Origin of the sequence: Paenibacillus ihbetae, from assembly GCF_002741055.1 — a bacterium.
Lineage (GTDB): Bacteria > Bacillota > Bacilli > Paenibacillales > Paenibacillaceae > Paenibacillus_AQ > Paenibacillus_AQ ihbetae.
On the sequence record NZ_CP016809.1, the window covers coordinates 6,467,859 to 6,493,360 of the forward strand.

Annotated in this window: 22 protein-coding genes; 16 read left to right on the forward strand and 6 right to left on the reverse strand. The window is 45.8% G+C overall.

The features are described 5' to 3' along the window. Nucleotides 1-17 precede the first annotated feature (17 nt). Both BBD41_RS29060 and BBD41_RS29065 read right to left on the reverse strand, forming a co-directional pair. Complete coding sequence (locus tag BBD41_RS29060) at nucleotides 18-2,786, reverse strand: DUF6603 domain-containing protein (RefSeq protein ID WP_099480246.1); 2,769 nt, start codon at nucleotides 2,784-2,786, stop codon at nucleotides 18-20. 20 nt (nucleotides 2,787-2,806) lie between these two features. Further along, entirely contained in the window at nucleotides 2,807-3,349 is a 543-nt protein-coding gene (locus tag BBD41_RS29065; RefSeq protein ID WP_157929349.1) for a hypothetical protein, read from the reverse strand. Between the two features lie 1,074 nt (nucleotides 3,350-4,423). Between BBD41_RS29065 and rarD the strand changes: the two genes are divergently transcribed. Beyond that, nucleotides 4,424-5,302: an EamA family transporter RarD gene (rarD, locus tag BBD41_RS29075; protein WP_099480252.1), complete on the forward strand. Its 879-nt coding sequence runs from the start codon at nucleotides 4,424-4,426 to the stop codon at nucleotides 5,300-5,302. An 89-nt stretch (nucleotides 5,303-5,391) separates the two neighbouring features. Here the strand turns inward: rarD and BBD41_RS29080 are convergent, their stop codons facing one another. Then, complete coding sequence (locus tag BBD41_RS29080; RefSeq protein ID WP_099480254.1) at nucleotides 5,392-6,303, reverse strand: EamA family transporter; 912 nt, start codon at nucleotides 6,301-6,303, stop codon at nucleotides 5,392-5,394. Nucleotides 6,304-6,412: 109 nt separating this feature from the next. Here BBD41_RS29080 and BBD41_RS29085 point away from each other — a divergent pair, with 109 nt between their 5' ends. The 7 genes from BBD41_RS29085 to BBD41_RS29115 all read left to right on the forward strand — a co-directional run bounded on the left by BBD41_RS29085 (nucleotide 6,413) and on the right by BBD41_RS29115 (nucleotide 14,560). Next, the gene (locus tag BBD41_RS29085) at nucleotides 6,413-7,327 is read left to right on the forward strand and encodes an AraC family transcriptional regulator (RefSeq protein ID WP_099480256.1); all 915 of its coding nucleotides are present in this window, start codon (nucleotides 6,413-6,415) and stop codon (nucleotides 7,325-7,327) included. Between the two features lie 67 nt (nucleotides 7,328-7,394). Then, nucleotides 7,395-8,783: an aminotransferase-like domain-containing protein gene (locus BBD41_RS29090; RefSeq protein WP_099480258.1), complete on the forward strand. Its 1,389-nt coding sequence runs from the start codon at nucleotides 7,395-7,397 to the stop codon at nucleotides 8,781-8,783. A gap of 118 nt (nucleotides 8,784-8,901) precedes the next feature. Continuing rightward, nucleotides 8,902-10,014, forward strand: a complete 1,113-nt coding sequence (locus BBD41_RS29095) for a flavin monoamine oxidase family protein (protein WP_099480260.1) — start codon at nucleotides 8,902-8,904, stop codon at nucleotides 10,012-10,014. Nucleotides 10,015-10,078: 64 nt separating this feature from the next. Continuing rightward, nucleotides 10,079-11,386: an MFS transporter gene (locus BBD41_RS29100; RefSeq protein ID WP_099480262.1), complete on the forward strand. Its 1,308-nt coding sequence runs from the start codon at nucleotides 10,079-10,081 to the stop codon at nucleotides 11,384-11,386. A 149-nt stretch (nucleotides 11,387-11,535) separates the two neighbouring features. Then, the gene (locus tag BBD41_RS29105; RefSeq protein WP_099480264.1) at nucleotides 11,536-12,495 is read left to right on the forward strand and encodes an ATP-binding protein; all 960 of its coding nucleotides are present in this window, start codon (nucleotides 11,536-11,538) and stop codon (nucleotides 12,493-12,495) included. A 22-nt stretch (nucleotides 12,496-12,517) separates the two neighbouring features. Next, nucleotides 12,518-13,390, forward strand: a complete 873-nt coding sequence (locus tag BBD41_RS29110; protein ID WP_099480266.1) for a tetratricopeptide repeat protein — start codon at nucleotides 12,518-12,520, stop codon at nucleotides 13,388-13,390. A gap of 294 nt (nucleotides 13,391-13,684) precedes the next feature. Beyond that, nucleotides 13,685-14,560 carry a helix-turn-helix domain-containing protein gene (locus BBD41_RS29115; protein WP_206098275.1) on the forward strand — a complete coding sequence of 292 codons (876 nt, stop codon included), beginning with the start codon at nucleotides 13,685-13,687 and terminating at the stop codon, nucleotides 14,558-14,560. Nucleotides 14,561-14,677: 117 nt separating this feature from the next. Here the strand turns inward: BBD41_RS29115 and BBD41_RS29120 are convergent. Beyond that, nucleotides 14,678-16,038 (reverse strand): IS1182 family transposase gene (locus tag BBD41_RS29120; protein ID WP_099476497.1). Its coding sequence is split into 2 segments (ribosomal slippage): nucleotides 14,678-15,471 and nucleotides 15,471-16,038, totalling 1,362 coding nucleotides; the frame shifts between segments, so codons are not numbered across the junction. 391 nt (nucleotides 16,039-16,429) lie between these two features. Between BBD41_RS29120 and BBD41_RS29125 the strand changes: the two genes are divergently transcribed. The 5 genes from BBD41_RS29125 (at nucleotide 16,430) to BBD41_RS29145 (ending at nucleotide 19,399) form a co-directional block, all read left to right on the forward strand. Continuing rightward, a complete protein-coding gene (locus BBD41_RS29125; protein ID WP_077566407.1) occupies nucleotides 16,430-16,798 on the forward strand; it encodes a DoxX family protein in 369 nt (122 codons plus the stop codon). A 103-nt stretch (nucleotides 16,799-16,901) separates the two neighbouring features. Beyond that, a complete protein-coding gene (locus tag BBD41_RS29130; RefSeq protein WP_077566406.1) occupies nucleotides 16,902-17,135 on the forward strand; it encodes a transcriptional regulator in 234 nt (77 codons plus the stop codon). Nucleotides 17,136-17,332: 197 nt separating this feature from the next. Continuing rightward, a complete protein-coding gene (locus BBD41_RS29135) occupies nucleotides 17,333-18,073 on the forward strand; it encodes a class I SAM-dependent methyltransferase (RefSeq protein WP_099480269.1) in 741 nt (246 codons plus the stop codon). A gap of 139 nt (nucleotides 18,074-18,212) precedes the next feature. Beyond that, on the forward strand, nucleotides 18,213-18,776 hold the full coding sequence (locus BBD41_RS29140; RefSeq protein ID WP_099480271.1) for a histidine phosphatase family protein: 564 nt from the start codon (nucleotides 18,213-18,215) through the stop codon (nucleotides 18,774-18,776). Between the two features lie 251 nt (nucleotides 18,777-19,027). Further along, a complete protein-coding gene (locus tag BBD41_RS29145; RefSeq protein ID WP_099480274.1) occupies nucleotides 19,028-19,399 on the forward strand; it encodes a hypothetical protein in 372 nt (123 codons plus the stop codon). Between the two features lie 1,045 nt (nucleotides 19,400-20,444). Here the strand turns inward: BBD41_RS29145 and BBD41_RS29155 are convergent. Together BBD41_RS29155 and BBD41_RS29160 are read right to left on the reverse strand one after the other, a co-directional pair. Then, the gene (locus BBD41_RS29155) at nucleotides 20,445-21,497 is read right to left on the reverse strand and encodes an SDR family oxidoreductase (RefSeq protein ID WP_206098276.1); all 1,053 of its coding nucleotides are present in this window, start codon (nucleotides 21,495-21,497) and stop codon (nucleotides 20,445-20,447) included. Further along, nucleotides 21,497-22,708 (reverse strand): MFS transporter, encoded by a 1,212-nt coding sequence (locus BBD41_RS29160; RefSeq protein ID WP_099480853.1) that lies wholly within the window; start codon nucleotides 22,706-22,708, stop codon nucleotides 21,497-21,499. The genes BBD41_RS29155 and BBD41_RS29160 overlap by 1 nt, the downstream gene beginning before the upstream one ends. Nucleotides 22,709-22,844: 136 nt before the next feature. Here BBD41_RS29160 and BBD41_RS29165 point away from each other — a divergent pair, with 136 nt between their 5' ends. From BBD41_RS29165 to BBD41_RS29175, 3 genes are all read left to right on the forward strand, one after another. Further along, nucleotides 22,845-23,183, forward strand: a complete 339-nt coding sequence (locus BBD41_RS29165) for a winged helix-turn-helix transcriptional regulator (protein ID WP_077566400.1) — start codon at nucleotides 22,845-22,847, stop codon at nucleotides 23,181-23,183. 772 nt (nucleotides 23,184-23,955) lie between these two features. Beyond that, nucleotides 23,956-24,576 carry an FMN-dependent NADH-azoreductase gene (locus BBD41_RS29170; protein WP_077566399.1) on the forward strand — a complete coding sequence of 207 codons (621 nt, stop codon included), beginning with the start codon at nucleotides 23,956-23,958 and terminating at the stop codon, nucleotides 24,574-24,576. Nucleotides 24,577-24,656: 80 nt separating this feature from the next. Continuing rightward, entirely contained in the window at nucleotides 24,657-25,481 is an 825-nt protein-coding gene (locus BBD41_RS29175) for an SDR family oxidoreductase (RefSeq protein WP_077566398.1), read from the forward strand. Nucleotides 25,482-25,502 lie beyond the last annotated feature (21 nt).

A 25,502-nucleotide genomic window follows, 5' to 3' on the forward strand; every position in this document is an offset into this window, starting at 1 on the left:
CGTGTTATCGGTTAGACCTAGCTTCCATGACTGCCTGTGGTACGAAGAACGGGAACTGCGAAAAGCACGGCCTGCGGATCATCAGACAAAGCTCGCGTTTGTACCTGATTCCATGTTCCAAAGGCCGCCGCCGTATCCATAAGAAGCTGGTCCCGTCGGGGATTGCTGCCTATCGTGGTTTTAATGACATTTAGTACAGTTTCAGGCTCGCTGGGAAACACCTTTGGCGGTTCAAATGCGGGAGAGTGATAAACGGCTGTTCTGATAATCAGCTCTGATGAGCTTAGAACCGATTCGGCATAGCTGCCTTCCCGGGGAAGGATATGAATTAACGAAACCGGATTTTGAACGGTAATGGACATGCCAACGGGCATATCCCTCATCAAAGGAGCGTCCGGCCCCGGGGCTCGGTTTCCCCATAAGGCGGAAGGCATATTTCTCACCTCGGGAACGGCTTGCAGAAACGGTAGGGCTTGATCATCCTCCAGTCTCTTGATGGTGACGTGCTGTTCCATGCGAACATTGCTCAGCCCCATGGGCACGATCCCAAATTCCGTTTTGTTCCGAAGCAGCCTCTGTCCGTTAAAGTACAAATCAGAGCAAGGCGTTTTTTGCTCGATCTTAAATCCTGCTCTGAAACCATCGACGATATATACCACCTTGCCGTCCGCTTTTTGATATTGGTTGAGAAGTCCGCTGATAATAGAGATGCTGCCCAGTCTGGCAGCTCCGGCTGCTGTAGAACTCCCCAGCGCAAGCCTGGCTCTTCCGTCTCCGAAGGAACCGGGAATAAAGCTGTCCGCGAATTCGTCCCAGCCGATGGTTCGGGTCTCACGAGGATGGTCATCCCCGAAACCGATGGTGAAGGAGATAATGGTCCAATTGATTCTGACTTTTCCGGAAAATTTGGGCCCCCAGAGCGATAAATCTGCTCCCATCTCCACCTTGAACGTTTTGCCGATGCCGAAGATTTTAACGCGGTAGGATACGCCGACGGATACCCGAACTCTGGCTTGGTAAAAGAACGGCTTCCACTTCAAAATAAAATCGGCTGCAGCATAGAACCAGGCTTTCAGATTTCCCGACTCAAACAACAGCTGCAGGCTGACGCCGGCCATCATACAAGAAGGGGTCACGGCAAAATAAGCGTCGCCTTTAATTGAGATATTGCGGTTGATGATCCAGGAAACACCGAGCGTCGGAATGATTGGATAATGGATGTTATGGAATGCCGGATGGTGGCATCCCCCCAAGGTGATGATGAAGTCGCCTTTATAGGTCCCGCTGAACCAGAACCCGATTGCAAAGCCTCCCTTGAGCTTACAAGCCGGGTCAAACAAGAAAGATCGGTCTGTCAAAGCCGCCATGATCAACAGTTCGCCATTTCCCGGATCAAATACGGCTTTCAGTGCAAGTTCGGCCCGCATAATCGGGCTTACTCCGGTCACTTTTGGCGGCATCGATGCATTAGATAGACCGAGCAGGGAAATGACCAGCCGATTACCCATTTCGATATTGAGCAGCGCAAAGCTCTCCAATACGCCATATGTCGTAAAACGAACCCCTGCCGATATGAAATATTGGCCCGAGGCGGGGACAATCGACTTGCTCAAGGCACCCAAGACCACCATCGGCGGTGTGTCCGGCCGGAGTGCCGTGTTATCTCCCATAGCAGCTTGCACCAAAGGGAAGGATCGGACTTGGGTCAAGTCGGGCAGCTTTAAGGACCGATTCACCCCGAGCCCAAACGCCAGGCCGTTAACAAAGAAGAAGGGCGGGCCCCCGAGCGGTAATCCCAGCATCAGGTAAGCAAAAAAGGTCATTTCTCCGCTGCCGGGCATCTCGCCGTAGGAGCCGAGAGCCTGCAGGCTGTATTGGCCGATTTTTATGCCCAAAACCCCGTTGTAAAGCGTCTTTTCTTCGGGTGATTTATATAATCCGCCCGTCAGGCTGAACCCGGGTTTCTCCAGCGTGACCATCAAACCGCTCAGTCCAAAGTCGAAATCACTCAGGTCTTTTAAAGAAGTCGACACGTTCAGTTCATAAAAGTCCAGCCGGATTAACGAGATCGTAAAGCTTGCGTCGAGATATAACGTAACCTCGGATTCGACCAGACTGACTCCGATTTTGGAGAAATACAGGACACCGAAGCCTTTATGGATATCAAGCCAATGGATGGTGTTTTTCGGAAGCTGAGAAGCATTTTCCGGTAACTGAGGAAGTGCAAGCTTATTTTTCAAGGATTGGATATACTCGATATCCAGGTTAACGGCAAGCTGTTTAATGACTAGCTGAGCAAGAAATGAGAATTTGAAATCAACATTTGCCGTGTAACGCAAATCCAATCCTTTAAAGATGAAGCCGTCTCCGGGATTACAGAACCGACCGATGATCGGAAGGCTGGAGAGTTCCAACCTCCGATCATAGTCCAAAGCCAATTTATAGCTTCCTGCCGGTTGGTTCGGGTTTTTCCACGCTTCCAGCGACAAATTGCCAAAATGACGTATGTCACCTTGAAAAACAAACCTGTTTTCGTCGGAAAAATATTGGATTCCGATGGATTCGATTACCAATTCGAAGTTCAAAAACTCCGGAAGCAGGATACCAAAATTATCGGCCACCTCATTCAATTCGAAGGAGATGTTCGGGTTGACCCATTTCCCTGCAACGACAAGGCCTTCCTTTTTCTTGAGAAAAACAATTTGAAAGAGGGCCTCCCCGATATAAAACTCGCTGTGAAGCACGACAGTCAATGATTTGGCGAATTCAGCATCGTAAGCTTTCATCTTTTTGACGACTCCTTGGTTTAAGTTAAGAGCTGGTTAATATCTTCAAGCTTCATGCGTTCTATAATTTTTTGGCGGTTGGTGTTATAGACGGCGATGCCGAGAGACTTGATATTAAAGAGCTTCAAGCTTTCATCCGGATGAACCGGATTTAAGATGACAAAGTTAAAGGCATACTCGCAAGGCTTGGAGTTGGCCTTGATGCTGGACGAATCAACGTAAACGAAGAGCTGGCGGATTTGTACCTGAATATCCGCGAGGTTTTTCAGGCCCAGCGATTCAAGCGTAGACTTCATGCTTTCTTCGGTGACCTTCTGACCGCCGCCAAACGATTCGATAATGTTATTGATTTCGGTGACCAGCTCCGTCAGCGTCATGCTCTGAGCCTCAGGATCGGTAGGCATCACGAGGATCTTTGTTTTCTTTTCGTCTTCCCCGTTTTGCCCCTTGATCACTTGATACTGATAGACGCCCTTGAGATTACAGTTCAGAATCGTCAAATCCACAAAAGCCAGAACATTGTTGCCTCCTGCGGCTTCGATGTTTAATACCTCTTGACTCATTTCATTCATCCTCTCCACGTAAATGATTAACTTAAGCTGATGTATAAGAAAGCTGCGATGCTGAATCGCCAATTGTAACCAGATGATCCGAGAAGAATTTCTCTTGCTAAAAATTGACCGCTAATACAGTATGTGATGAATTGGCAATTCATTACGATTACATGGGGAGGGATGACTGTTCATGAACGGATGGTGATTTTGTGCAAAGAGCAGGGTTCATCCCTTCACTACACGTAAAAAAGCACAACGGCAAACAGCCCATTGTCAAATGGGCTATGGGTCTCAGAATATTCCTTGCGGTTTTGTTGTTAATAACGAAGAGTTGTTGAAAGTTACAGAAATAGTTCGGATATTGCTGGCTATTTCAAGACGATCTTTCCGGGCTTCTCCGAATGAAATAAGAATAAACAGCGATTTCAATGACGATCACGAGATATCCCCAGGTAAAGGAGCGGGAGGATGTCATTGATTCAACAATCAAATGATACAGCAAAGTAAACACTAAATGCAGCAGGGTCCCGATTAAGATGAACTTAGGTTTTCTAAAGGAAAGATAGAGCACATAGAATACGATGCTGGAGATGCATAAGAGGGAGTACAACCAAGTAATAGGGACAAGTGCAATCATCAATCCGAATCCGTTTTCATAAGAGGCTGTGAGGCTGCCTAAAAGGTCGAACAAGATGACGGTATTCAGAAGCACGAGATATGTAATCAATAAACAAAGCAAAAGCACAACACAGGTATTTCGTTTTCTGATTATGTTTGTCGGTATTAGCACAGTTTTCCTCCCTTTCAAGATAACACCATCATAATTTATAGTATTGATTTAGACAATGCTTTCATGCTCACTGAATATTGACAAAAAGGAACGAGACAAATTAGAATCGGAACGGTATGTGCGTACCGGGCAGCTGCGATATTTGAACGTTTAGAACCTATGGACTTTAAAAGCCGCATATTGCGGTCTTTTTTCTTTTGCGTAAGCACATACAGGATTATTTACTTTACTTAAACGAGGATCGAGGCGTATAATCCGTTTCAGACATCGGAGAGAGAAGAGGGGACGTAATCATGAATAATGGATTGGTCAACGCTATTATTGCGTATATCATGTGGGGTATTCTCCCACTATATTGGAAGTTGTTTGACGATGTGCCGGCAGGCGAAATTCTGTCACATCGGGTTGTCTGGTCGTTCGTCTTCATGGGCATTCTTGTCGCGCTCCAGCGCCGTTGGGGTGAACTCAGGAAGATTGCAGCTAGCCGCTCGCTGCTGCTGTCGCTCACTGCCAGCGGATTACTGATCGCTGCGAATTGGCTGATCTTCATCTGGGCGGTCAACAACGGCCATGTTGTCGAGACAAGTCTCGGCTATTATTTGAACCCGTTGCTGAATGTACTGCTTGCGGTGGTATTCCTTCGCGAGAAGCCAAGCCGCGGCCAATGGCTTGCGATTGCCATCGCGGGTGCCGCGGTGCTCATCATCGCCATTGACTACGGGCGGTTCCCGTGGGTTGCGATCTCGCTGGCCGTGTCGTTCGGCTTGTACGGTCTTGCGAAGAAGAAGATCGCGCAAGACGCTTCCGTAGGGTTGCTATCGGAGACGGCTGTCGTCCTGCCCGTCGCGCTCGGCTACTGGATCTATCTGGCTGCCGTAGGAAAGACAACGGCATGGACGCTGCCTCCGTCGATGTTCATCGAACTGCTTCTTTCCGGCGTGGTAACGGCGCTGCCGCTGCTTTTCTTTGCCCGGGCGGCTGCCCGGATGACGCTGTCCACGCTCGGCTTCGTACAATACATCGGGCCGACGATCATGCTGTTACTGAGCGTATTCGTGTTCAAGGAATCGGTCTCGCCGGTTCTGCTCATCGGCTTCGCCCTCATCTGGACAGCACTCGTCGTGTACGCAGCGGCATCCGTTCGGGGCACGAAACTCGCGAAAGCAAGCTAAGGGGAAAGCCCCCCGTGTATTGTCATGTCATACCGGTCATCTCCGTTCAATCGCGCGGAGATGGCCTTTTTTCGTTTGTGGCTTGATATTTATGAGATGCGGGGCTTTTTACTCCATGCCAATACCAAAATCAATCCGATAATACAGGCAGTACCCAGCCATTGAAACGAACCAAAGGGCTCTTTTAACCAAAATACGGTTGTGATCACGGCCGCCAGCGGCTCTATGCTGCTTAGGAGACTTGTTTCTTTAGGTGTAAGGCTTTGCAGACTTTCGATATAAAACCAAAATGCGAGCATCGTGCCGAATAGGATTACGAATATAAGATACAAATAGGTGCCGATCGACAGACTTCTAAAATCCATTTGCCAAGGCGGGTGGATCAAGCTTAATCCCAAACCGCCGATGATCATCGCCCATCCGACAATGACGAGGGAATCATATTGCTTTAATAACGGAACTGCGTACAAGGTATAGAAGGCCAGGGCTATCCCAGATAAAATACCCCAAACGATGGCAGTGGGCGGCACGGAAATTCCGGATATGGAGCCGTTGGTTAACAAGAAAAAACAGCCTGCTGCAGCAAGGAGCACGGATACCAAATCTTTTAGCGTTAGAGTCATTTGTCTCCGCAGGATCAAATAGATGATGATCATGACAGGCGCTAAGTACTGCAGCAGCGTCGCTACAGCAGCATTACCGTGCTGAATCGATGCCATATACGTATATTGAACCGAAAGCATACCAACCAAACCGAAAACAATAAGTTGAATCGCAGACCTCCGGTTTTTCCAAACGCCAATGATTTGCGAGCGATCCTTGGCTAGAAAATGAACAGTTAATAGTAAAATCCCGGCGATGAGCAAACGTGTCGTTACAAGCCAATTGACATCAATTGCGGTTTGCTGAAAGAGCCTCTTGGAGACGGTACCGCTGATCCCCCAAAATAGCGCTCCTGTTGTAACAAGAAATAATCCTTTTCGCCTAGCTGCTTTATCCATGGCTGATTCTCCACCCTAAATGTAATAATAGTGTTATAATAGGTGAAAAAATCGTACAAGGATACCGTAATTGGATATAAAAATATAAGGATATTGAGGTAGAGATCCCTTGCAAATAAAAGATTTCAGGATCGATCAGAACTTGAAGGAACAAACCGAGCATCGAACGGTCGTACTGCCTTTTGCCTGTTACCAAACGACCATTAACCAAAATATTCACGGTCATATTCCGCTCCATTGGCATGATGAAATCCAGTTTGTTCGGATTGTTAAAGGGGAAGCGGTTTTTCAAGTCAATGAAGTGAAATTAACCCTTCGGCAAAGCGAAGGGATCTTTATCAACAGCGGCTGTTTGCACATGGCGGAAGATATGAATCAATCGGACTGTGTTTATATTTGTTTAAATGTTTCCCCTCATTTTGTTGTACCGAGAGAGCTTTACGCAACTCATGTTGTTCCGTATACCCAAGCTACGAATTTGCCATATTTGTGTATGGATTCTAATCAGGCTTGGGCGAAAAACATTTTAGATGCCATCGTGAATATCTATCAATCGGTTCAACAACAACAGCCTTACTATGAAATCGATGTTGCCATGAATCTTACGTTCATTTGGAGAAACCTAATCATGAATGGCTTTCAACTCACTTACGACCAGTCGGAGGCTGTCAGGAGTCAGCGGATGAAGCGGATGCTAAGCTGGATCGATAACCATTACGCCGAAAAAATCACGTTAGATGATATTGCCAGAGCCGGCCATTTGAGCCGTTCGGAATGCTGCCGCTATTTCAAACGAATGCTAAACACGACACCGATGAATTATGTGATCGATTACAGACTTCAGAAAAGTTTGCTCCTGCTGCAGCAATCCGGTTCTAACGTTACCGAAGTGGCATACAAGGTTGGATTTAACAGCACCAGCTATTTTATCGAAACATTCAAAAAGTCGATGAACATGACGCCGCTGGCTTACAAAAAATTAAAAACGAATGCGCACTGCAACCCGCGCTTTGAGCAAACATAGGAACAGTAGGAGGGTTAAAGCCCAGCCGACTACAAAACTACCAAATTGAAAAAGGATGTCGATGATTTTGCCAATTAATTCATTTGAAAACTATCCAATGAGCTGGAAACCATCGATTGATAAAACGCAAAAACCTATTTATAAAGCACTCGCAAGGCAGTTGTACCAGGACATTTTGAACGGCGTTTTATTACCTGGAACAAGACTTCCCTCACAGCGTGAACTGGCCGATTATTTAGACTTGAATTTGAGCACGATATCAAAAGCGTTTAAAATGTGCGAGTTGAAAGGCTTGTTAAGTGCAGCAGTTGGCAGTGGGACATTCGTATCTTATGATGCGTTATCGAATGCCTATTTACTTGAAGAGGCGAAGCCGAAACATTTAATCGAAATGGGAGCCACATTGCCAGATAATGCTTCATACGAGCCGTTGTTGCTGCAACTCAAAAGCATGCTGCAAGAAACGGATTATGCAAAGTGGTTTGGCTATGGCCGGGCAGGTGAAAGCCTTTGGCAAAAGGACGCAGCGATTAAGTTAATCCGAAGAAGCGGCTTTGAAACAACAGTTGACCGAATCTTATTGGCTAATGGGGGGCAAAACGTCATAGCGGCCACACTTGCTAGTTTATGCAAGCCCGGAGACCGCATTGGTGCCGATACACATACTTACCCCGGCTTAAAAACAGCAGCAGCGATGCTCAGTATCCAGATTGTACCGATAAAGTCCGAGAACAATGTAATGAATCCAATCGCCTTGGAATATGCGTGTAAAAATGACAATATAAAAGGGATCTACTTGATTCCAGATTATCATAATCCGACAGCTATCACGATGTCCGTAGACAATCGCAAAAGGATTGCAGCAATTGCAAAAAAGTATAATCAGTTCGTGATTGAGGATGCGGCTTACAGTCTCCAATGCGAATATTCGCTTCCAGCAGTCGCCTCCTTTGCACCAGAGCATACGATCTATATTGCGAGTTTATCCAAATCAATCGCACCGGGGCTGCGACTAGCTTATGCAGCCGTTCCGAGTGCCTTCAAGGACCCGATTTCAAAGGCGATTTATAATTTGAATGTGTCCGTTTCGCCGTTATTTACTGAACTGGCAGCACGTACGATTGTATCGAATCAATTCGAGGGATTAATTAAGGGGCATCGGGAACAAGCCATTCGCAGAAACCAAATCGTAAACCGGTATTTAGCAGACTATACGTGCTTTGGGGCTGAAGCAGGCATCTTTCGTTGGCTGCTGTTACCAGGCGTGATCACAGGCGCAGAGTTCGAAAGGCTGGCAGCTCAGCGGGGGGTACAGGTGTATGCGGCAGATCGCTTCGTTGTGGGGAATAGTTCCCCGGAGCGGGCAGTAAGGATTGCAGTCTGTGCACCAGAAACACTTGAAGAACTAGAGGAAGGATTGAGGATCCTTCAATGTTTACTTAAAGAGCTGACTTAATAGAAATATTGTTTGCCATACAATTATAATATTGTATGGTTTTTTTGCGCGTGTTATGATGGGGCAAATCTGATTAGAGGGTTGGGTGCAGCCCTTTCTGGAGGAAAGAAGGCACGAAATGAACAATCAAGTGGTTATCGTTGGGGCTGGTTTAAGCGGCCTTCGAGCTGCGTCTCTACTGCATGAGCATGGTATCCCATGCAGGGTGCTAGAGGCAAGAGACCGGATTGGCGGCAGAGTCTTGAGCACTTCGGTTCTTGACCGGCCTGACTTGGGCAAATATGATCTTGGACCGACATGGTTCTGGCCGCAGTATGAGACCAGGATTGCCAAGCTCGTTAATGAACTGAACCTGGAAACATTTATTCAATATGCCAATGGAGCGATGCTGCTGGAACGGTCGCACAACAAATCGCCCGAGCGATATATGCTGCCAGCTAACGCGAATATAAGCTCATTTCGATTAAGAGGTGGGGTGCAATCTCTTATCGATGCATTGGCCGATAGAATACCTCCCGGGACAATCAAGTTAGGAACACGTGTTACAGCCCTGGAGCTCGATAAAGGTGGTGCAGTTACGATAGAAGCGGAGCTTTCTGATGGAGAGAGAAGACGAATATCAGCAAGTGCGGTGATCCTAGCCCTGCCACCTCGGATTGCAGCCCGACATATGGAATTCTCCCCGCCGCTTCCCCCAGAGCTGATTACTGATCTTGTCAGCAAACCTACGTGGATGGCAGGACAGGCCAAGGCAGTTGTCATCTACGATCGTCCTTTTTGGAGAGAACTGGGGCTTTCCGGTTTCGCGTCGAGCCGAGTCGGACCCTTGCAGGAAATCCATGATTCTTCTCCTGATGCAGGCTCCTCTGGAGCACTATTCGGTTTCTTCGGAATACCGGCAAAAGTACGCCATGAGCTGGGGCAGGAGGAGTTGAAAAAAATGGTCATTGGCCAATTGGTTCGGATGTTTGGACCCGCGTCTCATCAAATAAACGCGTTTCTTTACAAAGATTGGTCTGAAGATGAAGAAACGGCTGTTAAAGAAGATTCCTATCCACTTAAGAATTATCCGGTATACGGCCAACCGCCATTAGTCGGGAATTGGGAGAAGAAAATCTCCTTTGCTGGTACAGAGACGGATTCGCAATTCGGCGGGCATTTGGAAGGTGCACTTCGATCAGCTGAAAAGGCAGTTTCAGAGATTTCTGAATGGATAGGAGGTCATGCATGATGGAAGTGTGGCACCGGTTCGATGAAATGGAAACAATGGTATAAAGTTGAGGAGGGATGGAAGCATGTCGACCCATACGGCGTTAGTTAAAGAGAAAATAGACAACATTGGGGAATCACTGAGGCCATTTCTGGATTCCCCCCGAAAGCTGCATCAGTTGCACAAAAGAACGATGATTATCGTTATTGTCTCTCAAATTTTTGGTGGCGCGGGATTGGCTGCAGGGATCACGGTAGGGGCGCTGCTTGCGCAGGATATGCTCGGAACAGACAAATATGCTGGCGTACCAACAGCATTGTTTACGCTAGGCTCTGCTGCTGCAGCGTTAACCGTCGGTCGCTTGTCCCAACGCTTGGGCCGTCGTGCCGGGCTGTCTGCCGGCTTCTTAACTGGCGGAATTGGTGCTGCAGGCGTCGTCTTGGCAGCCAACCTCAATAATATAATGCTGCTCTTTCTTTCGCTGCTGGTTTATGGGGCAGGGACCGCAACTAACCTGCAGGCAAGATATGCCGGTACGGATCTGGCACTCCCGACAGGACGGGCTAAAGCCATTAGTACGGCTATGGTCTTCACGACGTTTGGTGCGGTTGCCGGACCGAATCTTGTAAATATTACAGGCCGGATAGCGACTTCTCTTGGCGCTCCTGCTTTATCCGGGCCATTTATTCTGGCAGCTATCGCGTATATTTTAGCAGGATTAGTACTTCTCATTTTTCTGCGGCCTGATCCTTTAATCGTGGCCAAAGCCATTACAGAAGTTCAGTTGGCAAAAGATAATCAAAACAACCCACAGCCAGTGCATGCTTTGGAAGCGAATATTAATAAGCGAGGAATCATAGTTGGTGCGTCAGTCATGGTGCTAACCCAGGTTGTTATGATTGCTATTATGACCATGACACCCGTTCACATGAAGCATCACGGACACGGACTAAAGGAGGTTGGCGTTGTGATCGGAATCCATGTTGCAGCCATGTATCTGCCATCGCTGCTGACGGGTGTTCTCGTTGATAAGTACGGAAGATTGCCGATGTCCTATGCCTCCGGCATTACTTTGCTTTTGGCGGGTTTACTAGCTGCATTTGCACCCGGGGATTCGATGATCCTGCTCATTCTTGCGCTTGCGCTTCTCGGATTAGGATGGAATTTTGGCTTAATTAGCGGTACTGCAGCGATAGTCGATGCCGCGCCTCCGCAGATGCGCGCGAAGACTCAAGGAACTGTGGATGTTCTTATCGCTTTGGCTGGTGCATCCGGAGGTGCTTTGTCGGGGATGGTTGTGGCTCAGTCCAGTTATTCGATGCTCTCCTTGACCGGAGGTTTTCTGTCATTGCTTCTTATACCGGTTGTCTTGTGGTCCCGAAGAAAAGGGTGATGACTGGCATTCCAAACGCGATATATGAAGGGAAATAATGAAGATAAGGTAGAGGCTGCTCTTGTGAGCAGTCTTTTTTTGTTTAGCAGCTCCCTAATTTATGGGAATATGATATTCTTATGAGAGAATATTACAGAGGAGAGAGCAGGATGTCGGAACATGATGAACTAGCAGCGCAAAGACGCAAAAATTTAAGGCTTATTCATTTCAGCAAAGAGGATCAATCGCTTGTCGAGTCTGAGAAGCCAAAAGAGACGTTTGCCGACGTCGGAGGCTTGGAAGAGGTTAAGAAGAAAATCAGAATGAATTTTATATTACCTCTGAAGCAGCCGGAAGTATATGCTGCATACGGCAAACAAGCTGGAGGGAGCTTGCTCCTGTACGGGCCACCCGGATGCGGCAAAACATTTTTGGCACGAGCGGTGGCAGGCGAGATCGATGCTAATTTCTTTCAAGTAGAGCTTCAGTCAATTCTTTCGATGTATTCTGGCCAGAGCGAACATAATTTACACGATATATTTGAAAAAGCGCGGGAAAACAAACCTTGCGTTATTTTCATTGATGAAATCGATGCCCTTGGAGGCAGCCGGCATCAAATGCGCCAGCATCATGACCGCATGCTTGTTAACCAATTACTGCTGGAGCTTGACGGTCTGCAGGCGGAGAACGATAACGTGTTTGTCATCGGAGCAACCAATACGCCTTGGTACCTTGATTCCGCATTGAGACGTCCCGGACGCTTTAACCATCTGGTTTTTGTACCGCCGCCTGAAGAGGCAGAGCGTCAAACCATTCTGGAACTGAAGCTATCCGGTAAGCCGCTGGGCTCGCTGAACCTGCCCAGAATTGCTGCAGAGACGAAGTTTTATTCCGGAGCCGACTTAGAGCAGTTAGTCCATGATGCCGTAGAATCAGCGATGGAGCGTACGTTTGAGAAGGGTGAGATCCAGCCTATCACTCAGGACGATTTAAAGAGATCCGCAAAGGGCCGGAAGGCAACAACGCTGGATTGGTTTGCTACTGCAAAGAATTACGCGACGTTCAGTGACGTTAACGGGGATTATCAAACCGTATTGGATTACATTAAGAAGCATGGCGTCAAGTCGTAATGTATAGGAGGGGATAGGGCTGGTGGAGGACGTACATAATTACGCCGCTTATACGAAAGCGCAGCAGCTTATCAAATGGAGGCGGTATAAAGAAGCTTTAAAGGAAGCTGAGCAGTTAATAAGCCAAGTACCGGAGCACCCGGACGTCTTTGCGCTGATCTCGCAAATTCACTTATTCATGGATGAATACGACAAAGCACTGCATTGGTCCAATCAGGCGCTTAAACGGGAACCACAGCACGAGCTGGCCTGGTTTGTGCGCGTCAGCGTTTACTACTATACGGATAAGGATCGGGCTTTCGAAGAAGCTCTGCAAGAAGCTTTACGGATAGATCCCTATGAGCCTCATTATTATTATCTGCAGGCAAATACGTTGAACAAAAAGGGGAGGCCAAAGCAAGCAAAGACGGCACTTTCACATGCGCTTGAACTGCGTCCGGAATCACCATTATATTTGGCTTTGTTAAGCTATACGGAAGCGTTGCTGACAAACTTAGAGGATTCTGCCAGGTTGGAAAGGCAAGCCCTCAACAATAATATGGAATCGCCAAATGTATATTTTTTCCTCGGCTTGGCGTCTGGCCAGCGTGGGGAATACAAGCTGAAAGAGACGTATATGCGAAATGCCGTCCGCTTGGACCCGGACAGCAAACAGTTCCAGGATGAATATTTAGATGCGCTTCAGCATAACGAAAAGTTATTTAAAATATGCTTGTGGCCTGTAAAATTTTTGCGGAAAATGAAGAACTGGCAGATTCTGCTCACCTGGGTTGTGGCAATGCTATTATTTAGGCCTTTGCTCATTTTGTTCATCGTGTTGTATGTGCTCTTGCATTGGGTAACCAAAGCGATCGTGCACGTCAAAGTTTTTGGCTGGGGACGCAGAGGCGTTTGAGTAGACAGGGGCGTCCGATTTAGGAGGCACATGAACATCATTCGATTGAAAGTCGCTATTTAGCGGCTTTTTTATTTTATTGGTACAGGTTCTTGTTCCGATTGCCCGAAATGGATATGAACTCGTTTTTTTCGAATGAACACATATCTAATTAAAAACTCGACAGCTAACAACGGGGTAACATACTGAGGTCAGTTTTCCCTACATAAGGAGGAAAATGTACCCAACTTTTCTGCAATGGATTATAATTGTTGTATATTCTGATTGGCTGAGCCATTGAGAAGGGGAATCGAGATGACGATACGTTATATGATAGATGGCAAGCCTGCATTAAACAGCAATCATCTGGAATGGGAACATATTCAATACGTGAAGTGGAGTAAAGTTGCCCCTCAGGAAAGCTACGTTGAATCAATGCCTTATTATTTGATTACCGTAAATTCAACCCCAGAACCGATTAAGGCGGTGTCGCGTTTCGAAGGACGTGACAACGAGCGACTGGCGAGAGTTGGTGAGACCGCTATATTCATGCCTGGCAATTTAGAATACTTTCGTTTGGAGAAGGTGGAGGCTTCTTTTAGTTGTATTATGCTGTCTCCTTCGTTGGTTGAACAAGTGGCAACTCAAGCTGACTTGAATATAGTCGATCATGGTGAATTAATAAACAAAATATCTTTATATGATTCGAAACTATTTCAATTAAGTCAATGGTTAGAAGATGGAATCAATAACAACGGAGCAAGAGGAAAGCTATACGTCGAATCATTATCCAATCTGATGGCCCTTCATCTGTTGGAGATGAATAAAACCTCCCCTCATAAGCAGCTTTATGTTTCGAAGAACTTATCAGAACAACAACTGGCAAGAGCCATTGAGTTTATGAATGTCCATTTTGATCGGGATATTTCGCTTGAAGAGTTGGCTAAACTGGTCAATTTAAGTCAAACCCATTTGATTCGAATGTTTAAACAAACGACGGGATTAAGTCCTTATCAATATTTCTTGCACTTAAGGATTGATAAAGCGAAGACGCTTATCAAGAGCCGTGAATTTACAGTGGGAGAAATTGCAGGGATTCTCGGATTTACCGACCAAAGTCATTTGAATCGCCATTTTAAGCGAATTACTGGGTTGTCTCCGAGAGAATACATGTCAACTTGGATCGTTTAAAGAACATGAGAGCCACAATTCATTGTGGCTTCAGATTGTCGAGAAACCCTGTACTTTTTTCTAAAGTGCAGGGTTTCTCAATTTCAAGTGGTCACTTCAAAAGTGAAAACGGGGAGATTACCCCCGTTTTTCCAGGCGATCCAGGTGGATCGCCATCTTCTTCATGTTCTGTACAGCTGCTGTCATCAGGGCCTGTTCCCTGACGTTTTGCAGCCCGCGCAAACGGCAATAGCGAAACCCATGGAGCTCTTTGGCATCCGCGAAGCTTCGCTCAATCGTTTCTTTTCGTTTTCGGTAGAGATATTTCCCGGATCGACTCAACCGGTTGCCTCGCACCCACTCTTTGCTGTCCTCCCAGACATGACGAGTTACCACCTTTCGGTGGTTGCGAGACCGCGTGCATTCATTTAATAACGGGCAGTTCTTGCAGTGCTGTGGATCCGAAGCGTACTGTCGGTATCCCTCACGGTTGGTCGTCTTGTATGGTAATTCGTGCTTTGCAGGGCAAACATAAAGATTGCGCTCCGCATCATACGTGAACTTCCATTTAGGGAATAAACCCTGGGTCGGGTGAAATCTTCGGTGAGCAATAACGGCAAAAATGTTTCGGCTTTGCAGCCCTTTGCAGATGGGTGAAGTCAAGTACCCGGAGTCCAGAGCAACGGCTTCGACTTTAAAACCAAATCGTTCTTGTTGACGATCCAAACGGGACAAATACGGTACAGAATCATGGACATTTCCGGCGGTGACATGGACATCCGTAATCATATTATATTTCAGGTCCACGGTACGGTGGTCTAAATAGAAGAATCCTTCCGGTTTCCCATCACGAATCATATAACCGCTGTCGGGATCTGTCATGCTCACTTTAACTTCCTTTTCCTCGATCACGTCCTCTCTTGGCTTTAGCGCTTTTTTCCATGTGCATTCCGGTCAGCCCCTACGGCCGCATTAAGTTCACTCACATAACCACGAGTGTTTTGCAAAACCTGTTCTTTTGTGTATTTATGCTTGTTCGCATTCGCTTTGACGTGGGTTGAGTCGGTAACTAAGACACGTCCGCCCACCATACGGTGCTGGATAGCTTGAAGCACAATCTCATCGAAGATCTCCTGAAAAATCTCGGTGTCTTTAAAGCGCGTGCGACGATTCCAGCTAATCGTAGAGTGGTCCGGCACTTTGTCGGTTAAACCTAACCCCAAAAACCAGCGGTAAGCAAGGTTGGTTTGAATTTCACGTTCGAGTTGGCGTTCGGAACGGATGCCATAAAAATAACCGAGGAAAATCATCTTAAATAACACGACAGGGTCGATAGCAGGCCGCCCAGTATCCGCACAGTAAAGCGGACGAACCTTTTCGTCGATGAAAGAGAAATCGATATACTTGTCCACTTTACGGAGCAGATGATCTTGAGGAACCAATTCTTCAATCGAAACAAATTCGTAAGCCTGCTGTTTTTCTCGATTCGAACGCAACATATGTAACACCCTTCCGAACGGTTTATTTACTATTATTATACAACATTAACGCGGTGTCGTGTTGAATTAAATTCACAAGAAAATAGCTGTCGAGACTTTCTCGACAGCCTGGAGCCACAATTCATTGTGGCTTTTTTCTTTTTACGAATGTCATGGGATGGTAATTTTGTACAAAAAGATGTTTGTTTCTTACAATCCCGCAATTCGCAATTCCTCTATACTTTTACCAGAGGCTGAATTGTATCAAACAAAACGATTTCAGGGAGTTGATGGGTATGACCGCTGTTTGAATCCCCATTTTCTGAAAATAAGCGAAGTGGTTTATGATTTTGTGAACATGGTTGGACAGTTCTAATGTTAGTAGACCGGTAAGTAAAAGGTGGGTTACCTAATGACTGTATTTTCGATTGTAATTCAAAGTTTATTGATCCTGTACTACCTCTTTTCAGGTTCTGCAAAGGTTATGGGCGCAAAATATTGGGTCGATATTTTCAACACGCTTAGATTGCCTCAGTGGTTTCGGATCGTCACCGGATTAGTTCAGTTAGTAGGTGCCATAGTACTCATCATCGGCTACTGGGTTGATGGAGCGGTCGCATGGGCCGGGATTTGGCTTGGAATTACGATGCTGGTGGCGTTCCTTGCGCATATAAGGGTTAAGGATCCGTTCGGCAAAACGGTGACACCCGTTGTGTTTCTTGTGCTAATCATCATTCTAACCTTCATTAATGCAGATGGTCTCTCGCTTTCCTTTTTATGACGAGGAACTTCATCGTGAAGAGTCTCTTATAGGAAGTATATTCATACTGGCAACGGACAACGCTTAAGGTTAAGGATTATCTTATGCGGGAGGTTATCGCTTCTTGAAATATGAACTAGGACGCTGCTTACTGAATGAACGATTGATGGAATCCGGAAAGTCAGCGGAATGGCTGGCCAAAGACCTGTTAATGAAACCGGAACGAGTTTACGATTTTATTGAAAACAAACGAGTAATGCCACTCAAGATTGCCATATCGATCGCCGATTCCATCGGTTGTGATGTTCGTGCATTATATGAGTTAGTTCCGATCGATAATGAAGTTAAGGGAGATTAATCGATAAGGGCTCGGTTGCATAAGACAATAAATGAGGTTTATTAAAAGGAACGGCAAAACGCTAGGTCAATCAATCAAATGAAGAAGGCAGCTGATCATCATTGGTGATCGGTTGCCTTTTTGTTATGCTAACCGCATGGCGGTTCCAATATGTGGTATCATGAGGTGATACGTACGTAAAAAGGAGGGGAAAAGAAGTGCGTGAACAAAGTAGAATGAATAAGAAAGCTTGGGAGCATCGTGCTTATGAATTTTGGCATAAACGAGATGGTTCTCCTCAGGAAAAAGCTCGTCAGATATTAGAAAACCCACTAGCAGCGCTTAAAAAGCATAAAAGCCTATTCGAACATGTTCGAGGTAAAAGGATTGCTAACCTTTGCGGCTCCAATGGAAGAAAAGCTGTTCCGTTAGCTTTACTAGGAGCAGAGGTGACTGTATTCGATATCTCTGAGGAAAACAGAAAGTATGCTTTTGAGCTGGCTGCAAGCGCTGGTATTCCATTAGAATTCATCGTCACCGACATATATGAGATTGACCTAAAAGCGTACGGAGGATACTTCGATATTTTATATTTAGAGGGAGGGATCCTACACTATTTCGGTGATTTGGACAAGTTCATGAATATTCTTTACGGTTTATTGCATGATGGTGGACAATTGATTTTAAGTGATTTCCATCCTTTAGGAAGATGTATCTCTTCTGACGGCGAGGTCAATTATTTTGATACGGAATTAAAAAATGGAGACGTGGCGTATAAAGGGGCATTTGATGTCGACGAACAGAAGGATTTCCCCGATGTTTCCATTCGATTGTACACGTTGAGCGATATTATAAATTCGGTCGTCGCATCCGGGTTCAGATTGAAAAGGTTCGATGAGCATCGTGGATGGAATAATGAAAATATCCCTTGGGAATTTACGATCCTGGCGGACAAATAGATGTTAAGGTAAGGCGGACAAATAGCTGAATTTCCAACGTAGAAGAAGCCCTGATCGGAAGTTTCATTACGTTAACGGCTGGATTGCTCCATCCAAGCATGGAAAACCAAATCGGGACATGTCGTTAAGGGGGAGAAAATTGGAAATCATATTTATCCGGCACGGTCACGGAGAGCATCTGATCGATTATCCAAATCGGTTGAATACTCTGCATCCTGGTCTTACGGAGTACGGCAAATTTCAAGTAGGGCAGTTGCGAAATGACATTAATATCGATTCTGATGATTTAGTTCTTGTCAGTCCAACCAAACGCACAATAGAGACGGCAGCTATTTTAAAAAATGATTTGGACTTTGTGATTTCTCCGTTTGTTGGTCCGAGAATGTTTCCTCTGAACCCCGAACTCCCTTTTCTAGCATGTGATCATATCCTTTCTAAAACTGAAATTCGAATTCTGTATGGAGATACAGAAATTCTTGATCTCAATGTGGAGTGCTGGAAAGAAGGAATTAACCAGATTGGGCAAGATATCTTTGAAAGATATGCTAAGCGGTTAATAGAGTGGATCGGGGAAAGATATAATAGAGTATTCGTGATATCACATGATGGTACCATAACGAATTATCGGATATTGCTTGGAGAAAAAGGATTGACCCGGGAAGATTTTCCCGGTGAGGCTGGGGTATATCGATTGAAGCTGTAGTCTGTTGGTTAACGGGCGGACCGAGAGGAAACAGATAACCGTGAGAGCCGCATCATTTGCGGTCTTTTTGTTATGTGTATATCAGATCCAATCCTGCTTATTGACTTGACAGATTTGAAAATGATCGTAGAAGCCGTTAATATTTTTACAGAAGAGGATGCTGGATATGGTCTGATGGAGAACAGACACCCATCCTCCAAACAACGACATCATCCACCAAGCTGCGCTTTCACCGAAGGGAGTTGGGATTCATGATTATGGTAATCTTAGGATTTTTATGGCTAATTTGGTTTGTGATTGTTATACTATATTATTTATGGACATCGTTGTTCTGGTCGCTCATCTTTCGTGCCCAAAAATTTGAAAATGAGGGGAGACGTACATTCTCAGGTTTTGTCTCCTTGGTCTCCACAGCCCTGAACATATTCATCTTGAAAATCATTTGCTACTTTACGGATACTCCGAGTTTGTTCAAGTACTCTGAAATTACCTCAGCTTGTTTTACGGCTGCGTTTATATATCTCGTTGCACTAGGAATTGCAATCATCCCTTTTATCAAAAAAGACGGAGCCTATTTGCTGAAGCTCGCTTTATTTGGATATAACAAGAAAAGGAAATGGTAAAAAACTAAGCTAGCATTCCAATTACAAATAATCATTATAAACTCACTATAAATTAGTGGGTTTAATTATTATTTGAAATGATAAAAGCGTGAGCTGTAGCCGCTTGTTTGTTGAAAAGAGACATGAACCTGTACCGATTGCCGAAAAGGACTGGTGCGTAGCGGCTCTTAGGGGCGATCCTTTTTTGCCTTAGAGCCGCTAGCATGAGCCCTGATTCGAACGATCACAAACAGAATTAATGCAAAAGGCAACATCATCTGTTTTTAGATATATAGCTTGGGCGTGTTCTTCCTAGTTAAACATACTACTTATTCTGCCGGTTATTTTTTGGTAGGGTTATATTCGCCGTAACACAGCTTGCTTGGAAGTTATCGTTGATTGTTAGAATACCTTCGACAATCAATGGAACCTTAATGGTTAGATTCTTAGTTTCTGAATTATACTTAGTGCTTCGAGTACACCTACCACATTTAACAGAAGAAGAAATGAGTGAGCCGGTGGAAAGATTATAGACAATAGTTAAACAAACCGGTTGCTGTAAGTCTTTTCGGACACAAGGCATTAAGTTACACCTCCCATATATTATATTTGCATAAAATGAAGATGACTATTATTTGGAAGCGGCGGGTGTGGATAGAAGTAGAAAATGTATGAGAGTTTACATGTAAGCAGACCCTTTAAATGGTAGGGTTGGCAGGGCTACTTTTAGTAAGTAATTTATTAAACACCCGTAGATTAATAGTATTGATTGGAATGAGTCGATTATTGGACTGTATAATAAAAATGGCAGCCGATCCATTTGATCAGCTGCCTTAACTTTTTACATCGTTGGTAACTTACGAAGAGCTACCGAACTATATTCGGCAGCGCCGCAGACAAATGGGGGCACCATCCATCTAGCTCAGACATTCAGATGCTAGCAGATTGAACGTTTCTTTATAGCATGTAGAAATCAATCAAAGAGATTTTGTTATAACACAACCCTACCATTATGAAGTTGCGTTGAAAGAGGAATCACCTCAGGTGCATATGCTGCAGGTTAATGTTAAGGAATCAATTTTTCATTTTTAAACTCATCAAATAATTCTAAAAACCGCTTCTCGCTATCGATGACTTCATGGAATCCGTATTGTTTAATTTTCGTCGTATCCGATATCACATCATATTCGGATCCGAATATAAAATCGCCGAATGGCCAAGCAGCTGCTTTCGTATACGGTACGGGCTGCAAGCGGTATTTCTCCACCATCGTGTTCCATGTATCTTTTTGAAGCGGCATCATCTCCGACAAGGAAATTGTCTGGACGGGAGCATAGTCCATGTCAAAATAGGCTGCAAATTTAGGCCAAAGCTGTTCCCAGCGAAATAAATCTCCGTTAGTAATGTTAAATACCTCCAAGGCAGTGTGGGATTGAACAGCCGCCCAAACCGAGGCTCGCGCAAGCAATTCAGCATCGGTAACTTGAACCAATGCGTGGTATGCCCCCTCTTTGCCAGGGAACCTAAGAGGCAGATCCAGCTCTTTCGATATCGAGGCGTATACAGCGATCACCATCGAAATGCTCATCGGATTTCCAATGGATATCCCGGCTACGAGGTCGGGCCTTAAAATGGTCCATGACCAGCTCTTTCCTTTCTGATGCTCACGCAGGAAATCTTCTTGATTATAATAAAAATTCGGTGGAAGATGGCGTGGGTCACTTTCCTTGGCTGGTGTTTTGAACTTGCCCAAGTGAGCGCCATACACTTTAGCCCCCTGCATCAACACAACCCTTTCCAGAGCGTCTGAAGATTCTTCGGCCGCTTTTACAATATTTTCAAGCATGCTTGTGTTAACTTCAATTTGTTCCTTGGTAAGGGAAGGATAGTCCTGATAAGCGGCATAAAAAATATGGGTCACATCGCCCAATGTGTGAAACTTTTCTTTGACACCGCGTGCATCTAACAGATCCATACTGATATAACGTTCCGGATGTTTGCGCGGGATATTTCTGGCAATCCCTTTTACGTTCCAGTCGTCCAGCTTGCTGAGATAGTCCAACAAATAACTGCCAATGATTCCTGTCGCCCCAACGACAATCGCGGTTTTTTTTGACATTACGAATCCAACCTCCTTGTCCATTTAACCGAATCCTTGCTCGAGTGTATCCCCTTGCGTTCCATTACACTGCTCCAGATGGTGACGATTAATCCGACCAGAGTAACAGAAGCGGCTATCCAAGCAAGAGACTCGATTCCTAATGCACTGTCCAGTACTATCCCGCCAAGCAATGCGCCCCCCGCGCCGCCGAGGTTGAAAGCGCCGATATTCAGCGATGATGCCAAGTTGGGTGCGGCTCCAGCTTTATTGAGCACGAGCATCTGGAAGCCGGGCACTGTGCCGAATGCGGCTATTCCCCAGATGAAAATCGTAATTACAGTCGCAAGTTTGGAATGCATTGTAACGGTGAACAGAGCCATGATAAGCGTAAGAAGAACCAGCATTCCGATCAAAGACGGCATGAGCTTCCAATCTGCCAGTTTTCCGCCAGCTATATTGCCGATCGTCAAACCTGCGCCAAACAACAGAAGCAGACCTGTCACAGCGTTTTCCTGATACCCTGTAACATTCGTTAATAGGGGAGTGATGTAGGTGAAAATAACAAATACACCGCCGAATCCCAATACGGTCATCAATAGTGACAACCATACTTGAGGGCTTCGCAGAACGCTAACTTCTTTCATAAGCTGCGGGCGTTCTTCATTTTTGATTCTTGGGACAGAGACGGCCAGGGCGATGAATGAAAGGAGTCCCAAGAAAGCAACGGCCCAAAATGCAGAGCGCCATCCGTAGCTTTGCCCGATCCATGTTCCAAGAGGGACGCCCAAAATATTGGCGAGTGTCACGCCAATAAACATCATGGAAATCGCACTGGCTTGTTGTTTCGGACTCACCAATCTGGTGGCGACGATCGATCCGATTCCAAACACAGTACCGTGTGATAATGCGGAAAGAATGCGGGCAGCCATTAAGACAAAATAATCCGATGCGATGGCACTTAAGATATTGGCTGTCACAAATAGAGCCATCAAACCCAAGAGCAATGCCTTTCGTGGGAAACGTACCGTAAATGCGGTCAGGAGAGGGCCTCCGATTGCTACGCCCAGCGCGTAGCCAGTCACTAACAAGCCTGCTTTACTGACCGAAACGTGAAGATCATTCGCAACTTCGGGAAGGATTCCCATAATCAGAAACTCGGTAGTACCGATCGCGAATGCGCCAATCATTAATACATAAATTGCTATCGGGTAGCGAAAGATGGTTTTCATACGGGTCAATGCCGTACCTCCTTTTTTTGAATAATCATGCACAATCGATTATGATGGAGAAAAAGAAGGTTGAGGAGTACGCACTTTATTTCGCGTAGGTTTCTTTCAGGTAAGAAATAAGGAAGGGAGAGCGAAAATGAGACCCGAAACATCCGATTATGCTGCGAATGTGACCCTTGGGATCATTGAAGGGAAATGGAAGCTGTTAATTCTTTGTCATTTGCGCAACGGCACGAAACGATTCAGTGAATTTATCCATATCATACCTGGCATTACACAAAAAGTTTTGACTTATCAATTAAGAGAGCTGGAAACTCATCGCTTGGTGAAACGACAAGTGTACCCGGAAATCCCTCCGAGAGTTGAATATTCGTTGACTGAATATGGAAAAAGCTTGATTCCCCTCATGGATTTAATGAATCAGTGGGGAGAAGAGCACCAAAAGTTAATCCGTCGGATGGGGCAAATTTGCTGATCGCACGTCAGGCTTCATTGGCCTAGGCCCTATGCCGTTGGAGCAAATATGCCTAATAGCGATTGGCCCTTCATCCATAGAGTTCGTTTAACTAGATAACGACCACGAAATGGCACCAAGGTTGGTTCACGAACTCCGAGAGAAATGATGTCTTACAAGATCTTGTCTTGGAGCGTCTCGCGGAGGGGGTTGGCCATAGGATGCTACCATTTTTTGTCGCTAAAGTACTCATAATAGCGAAGCACGCTTCTCCCGTGATTGGGAGTGGTGTGCTTTTCTTTTTTGCTTTATAAGGAGGGGAATACGAAGCTAGTGATCGGCATAAAAAGGCCCTCTCTCGTTCGCCATAAAAAAGAAAGCACTGCTCGTCAAAGCCGGTGGAAAATACTTCGTCGGTACATGCTCAACGCTCCAGCCATGAGAAATAATCATTATAACCATTTTAAACATTCATTTTATTTATTGAGAGAGGCCCGATATAATGCAAATAGAATTTTGTGGAAGGGGAATAATCATGACCCAAGCGGAGTTAGGAGGAATGCGGACATAGCGGTCAAGATTTCAGGATTTCTCTGAGGAGATCCGATCCGTGATGTTACAAATAAAAGCCCTGCATCGTTATATGTGCATAACGGAACAGGGAGTTGAGGAAGAATGAGCGGTTTGACATGAGTTGATTTGCGGGAGAGTTAGAATCTCTTACCTTGATACTGTCATCATCCTAATTTCAAGAGCAGGAAAAATTTTCAGATAAACCAGGAGGGAATATAAAATGGCAAATGTATTATTCATTAAAGCTAACGATCGGGATCAATCCGTCAGCATAAAGCTCTACGACGCTTTCGTAAGTGCGTACCGGGCGAAAAACCCGGGCGACAATATTACGGAATTGGACCTGTTCGAAGCGGAGCTGCCTTATTACAATGGCGAAATGTTTTCGGGCATTATCAAGCTTGCCAGCGGCGGTGAACTAACGGCCGAAGAACAAAAAGCAGTCAATATCGCTAATCGCTACACAGATCAATTTATCGCAGCAGATAAAGTCGTAATCGCGTTCCCGCTTTGGAATTTTACGATTCCGGCTCAATTGCTCACTTACCTGTCTTATCTTAGCCAACCGCGGAAAACATTCAAGTACACAGCACAAGGTCCGGTAGGATTGCAAAGTGAAAAGAAAGTGGTGCTCCTTAACGCACGAGGCAGCGTTTACTCGGAAGGCCCGCTGGCTGAAAAGGAGATGTCTGTTAATTACGTAAAAAGCATGCTTGGTTTTTGGGGAATCACAACCATTGAAACGGTCGTCATAGAAGGCCACAATCAATATCAAGACCGCGCTCAGCAAATCATTGAAACCGGATTAGCTGAAGCAGCAAAAGTAGCATCCGGATTTTAATGCACACCCATTCCTCACACTATACCGCCACTTAGGCGGTATAGTGATCTAACGACATAATAGCAAAGGATGAGAAAAATATGATCTTAGTTACAGGTGCCACAGGCTCGGTAGGCCGTGAAGTGGTACGGTTGCTGCACGAGGATGGTTATAGGGTGCGGGCGGTCAGCCGTGATCCGGAGAGGGCGAATTTTCCTGTTGAAGTTGAGGGGGTTGCCGGAGATCTAACGAAGCCGGAGTCGCTTTTATCCGCATTGGACGGAGTGGACAAAGTTTTTTGGATGTTACCCCTCGCCGCCGACTTTAACTTCCCACGGATCGCCCGGCAGTGCGGGGTTCGGCATATCGTATTGCTTTCAGCGGCAACCGTTGAAATTGGAATAGATAATGCTATTGCGCGACTTCACTTAAATGCCGAGCAGGCAGTAAGGGAATCGGGCGCATCTTGGACCTTCCTGCGGCCGAGCGGTTTCATGACGGATACGTTCCGATGGCAAGATTCGATCAGGTCCGAGGGGGTTGTCCGGGTACCGTTTGGCGACCTCAGCATTCCAGTCATCGATTCACGGGACACTGCTGCCGTCGCTGCGAAAGCGCTAAGCACTGATGGACATGAGGGTAAGGTTTATACGTTAACCGGACCAGAATCGCTAACTCGCCGGCAGCAAGCGCGAATACTTGGCGAGGTATTGGGGCGAGAAATCGGGTTTGAATCGATCACAGACGATCTCGCCCGTGAACAGTTACTTCGACATATGCCTGCGGAAATGGTTGAAGCTCTCTTTGATCTATCTAAACAAGGTCAACGCTTCTCTAAAGTGCTGCCTACAGTAAAAGAAGTAACCGGCCGGGCACCTCGCACCTTCAAACAGTGGGTGGCCGATCATTCCGAAGCTTTCCTGTAAGTTTACGACAACTCGAAAGGT